The organism is uncultured Nevskia sp., from assembly GCF_903885465.1.
In the GTDB taxonomy this organism is placed as follows: domain Bacteria; phylum Pseudomonadota; class Gammaproteobacteria; order Nevskiales; family Nevskiaceae; genus Nevskia.
Genome location: NZ_CAISIQ010000235.1, coordinates 1 through 3,396 on the forward strand (window position 1 = coordinate 1; position 3,396 = coordinate 3,396).

At 65.6% G+C, this 3,396-nt stretch carries 4 protein-coding genes; all 4 read right to left on the reverse strand.

The window, feature by feature from the left end; all coding sequences use genetic code 11:
• On the reverse strand, positions 1–803 hold an 803-nt coding region (locus tag QZY06_RS08780), incomplete at its 3' end, for a phosphoenolpyruvate carboxykinase (ATP) (protein ID WP_295682978.1).
• A gap of 132 nt (positions 804–935) precedes the next feature.
• Positions 936–2,192 carry a dihydroorotase family protein gene (locus QZY06_RS08785; RefSeq protein ID WP_295682982.1) on the reverse strand — a complete coding sequence of 419 codons (1,257 nt, stop codon included), beginning with the start codon at positions 2,190–2,192 and terminating at the stop codon, positions 936–938.
• Positions 2,189–3,175 (reverse strand): aspartate carbamoyltransferase catalytic subunit, encoded by a 987-nt coding sequence (locus tag QZY06_RS08790; RefSeq protein WP_295682984.1) that lies wholly within the window; start codon positions 3,173–3,175, stop codon positions 2,189–2,191. The genes QZY06_RS08785 and QZY06_RS08790 overlap by 4 nt, the downstream gene beginning before the upstream one ends.
• Positions 3,172–3,396: Holliday junction resolvase RuvX (gene ruvX / locus QZY06_RS08795; RefSeq protein WP_295682986.1), on the reverse strand; the 225-nt coding region annotated here is incomplete at its 5' end. The genes ruvX and QZY06_RS08790, both read right to left, overlap by 4 nt.

Sequence of the window (3,396 nt, forward strand, 5' to 3'; positions counted from 1 at the left end):
AGCGTGGTCTTGCCGGTGCCGGACAGGCCGAACAGGATGGCGCCGTCGCCCTTGGCACCGACGTTCGCCGAGCAATGCATGCTGAGGCGGCCCTGCTTCGGCAGCAGGTAGTTGCCGACGGTGAAGATGGTCTTCTTGTTGACGCCGCAGTAATCGGCGCGGCCGGCGACGATGCAGATCTGGTTCTTGGTGTCGATGATCACTGCCGCTTCCGAGCGGCTGCCGTCACGCTCCGGCTCGCAGACGAAGCTCGGCACGTTGAGCATGGTCCAGCGGCGGGAATCGACGTCCTTCACGCCCGGCAGGTTCTTCGGGAACATGTTGTCGCAGAAGAACGCGTGAGTGGCGTACTCGCCGACGAAGCGGTACGGCACTGCGAAATCGGAGTCCGAACCCATGAACAGGTCCTTGACGTACAGCGTGGCCTTCTTGTCGTTCAGATGGGCGACGACTCTCTTCAGCAGGCCTTCGTACTTGGTCGGGTCGTAGGGCGTGAGATCGGCCTTGAACCAGATTTCGTCGGCGACATCCGGCCACTTGACCGCGAACGTGTCCTTGGTGCGGCGGCCGGTGCAATCGGGATCGGTGTAGAAAACCAGGGGGCCGGCAACGCCGAGCTTGGTCGGAAACGCCTTCTGGGCATCCGAGGGGCCGTCCCGCGAAACGCGGCCGCGATCGTTGGCGATCGCCTCGTGGAACAGCTGTTCCTTGCTCAGCTCGTACTTGTAGGTGACGGACTTGAGACCGAACAGCTTCTCGAGGTCAGCCTGGAAGCTCGTCGCGGCGCTTTTCTGATCATCCATTGGTTTTCGTTACCACTTTTTCGCAGGGGAGAGAGGTCATCGGCCGCACGTTGGCTGGCACGAGGTCTTGGCATTTTACGGAAACCGGGGCGAATCCGTATGGGGCGGGTCATTTTGACCGGGGGTCAACACTTATCCTCGCCAGACCCTGATGGCGCGGCCGCTGAAGGTCTGGCCCATGAACGGCGTATTGCGGCCGGCACTGAGCATGTTGCGGCCATCCAGACGCCATTCCTCGGTCGGATCGACCAGGCAGAGATCGGCGCGCGCGTCCAGTGCAAAACCGCCCTGCGAAAGACCCAGAATCCGTACCGGGCCGCCAGCCAGACGCTCGGCCAGCGCCAGCGGCGTCAGCAGGCCGGCCTCGACCAGACGCAGGCTCAGCGGCAGCAAGGTTTCCAGTGCCGAGATGCCCGGCTCCGTCTGCGGCAGCGGATTGGTCTTGGCATCCAGCTCATGCGGCTGATGATCGGAGCAGATCGCGTCGATCAGACCGCTGCCGACGGCCGCCCGCAGCGCATCGCGATCGCTCGCCGCGCGCAGCGGCGGAATGACGTGAGCCATCGCGTTGAAGCCTTCGAGATCGGCATCGGTCATGAACAGCTGGTGGGCTGCGACATCGGCGGTCACCGGCAGGCCGAGACGCTTCGCCGACGCCAGCAGTTCCACCGCGCGGGCGCTCGACAGGCGTCCGAAGTGCACTCGAGCGCCCGTGTCCTCGACCAGCGAAATCCACTGGCGCATCGCCAGCGCTTCGGCGGCGACCGGAATCGCTGCCAGGCCCAGGCGCGTTGCGATCGCGCCTTCATGCGCGCAGCCGTGGTTGGCCAGCGCGTCATCGAGCGGCACCACGTGCACGGTCATGCCCAGGCTGGCGGCGTACTCGAGTGCGCGGCGCGCGACCAGCGCATTGGCGACCGGGTTCAGGCCGTTCGAGACGCCGACGCAGCCGGCCGCTTTCAGCGCACTGATCTCGGCCAGCGCTTCGCCGCCGAGGCCCTTGGTCAAGGCACCGAGCATGTGCACATAGGCACCGGCCGCTTTCTTGGCGATGCGGTTGACCCGGTTGACCATCGCCGTGTTGTCGATCACCGGCGAGGTGTCCGGCGGCAGGCAGACGGCGGTGATGCCCGACGCCAGCGCGGCATGGGTTTCCGAACGCATCGTGCCTTTCTGCGTCGCGCCCGGTTCGCGCATGCGCGCGCAGAGATCGACAATGCCCGGAATCAGCCAGCGGCCGGCGGCGTCGAAGGTTTCCTCGAACGGGCCGCTGTCGACGCTGACGATCAGGCCATCGCGAATCGCCAGATCGCCGACGCTGTCGGTGCCGGCACGTGGATCGAGCAAGCGAGCGTTGCGGATCAGCACGTTGTTCAGGAAGGCGCTCATGCCGCCGCTCCTTCGTCACCGAGGATCATGCCCATCACCGCCATGCGCACCGCAATGCCGTGTTCGACCTGCTCGAGAATCAGCGAACGCTCGCCATAGGCGACATCGCCCTCGATCTCGACCCCGCGATTGATCGGCCCCGGATGCATCACCAGCACGTCCGGTTTGAGCGTCTCGAGACGGGCCTTGGTCAGGCCGAAGTCGCGATGGAATTCGCCGGTCGAAGGCAGGAAGGCGCCGACCATGCGCTCCTTCTGCAGGCGCAGCAGGATCACCACATCGGCGTCGGCCAGGCCGCTGTCGATGTCGTTATGGACGGTCACTCCCATCGCTTCGATGCCGGCCGGAATCAGCGTGCGCGGGCCGACGACTCTGATTTCCTTCGCGCCCAGGATGCGCAGCGCATGGATGTCCGAGCGGGCGACTCTCGAATGCAGGATGTCGCCGACGATGGCGACGGTCAGGTTCTCGAAATCCGGCCGGTGGCGGCGGATCGTGAACATGTCGAGCAAGGCCTGCGTCGGGTGTGCATGGCGGCCGTCGCCGGCGTTCAGGATCGCGACTTCGGGCGCAGCGTGCTGGGCGAAGAAATGCGCGGCACCCGAGGCTTCGTGACGGATCACGAACATGTCGACCTGCATCGCTTCCATGGTCTTCAAGGTGTCGAGCAAGGTCTCGCCCTTGGAAGTGCTGCTGGCCGCGATCTGCAGATTCAGCACGTCGGCCGACAGCCGCTTGGCGGCCAGCTCGAAGGTCATCCGGGTGCGCGTCGAAGCTTCGAAGAACAGGTTGACCACGGTCTTGCCGTGCAGCAGCGGCACCTTGAGGCCCCGACTGCCACTACTGCCGCGATTGCTGCTCGGTTGGCCGGCGTAGCGCTCGGCCTGGTCGAGAATGTCGGTCAGCAAGGGCCGTGACAGGCCTTCCACGGTCAGCAGGTGGCGCAGACGCCCATCAGGCGTCAGTTGCAGCGGATGCGTCATGAGGCCTCGGCCTTGGGAATTTCGGACGGTGCCGATGCGGCTGGCGTCGCGCGGCCGCAGTCGGACAGGTATTGCTCCAGGATCAGCCGCGCGGCCACGCCATCGCGCTCGCCTTTCTGCACGCGATGCTTCTTGCGGCCATCGGCGCGGGCCGAGCGGATTTCGTCATCGGCGGCACGCGACGACAGGCGCTCGTCGACCAGGAACATCGGCAGGCCGTA

Coding starts and splice junctions, on each gene's coding strand:
- QZY06_RS08790 (WP_295682984.1), bottom strand. CDS start 3,175: ATGACGCATCCGCTGCAACTGACGCCTGATGGGCGTCTGCGCCACCTG.
- QZY06_RS08785 (WP_295682982.1), bottom strand. CDS start 2,192: ATGAGCGCCTTCCTGAACAACGTGCTGATCCGCAACGCTCGCTTGCTC.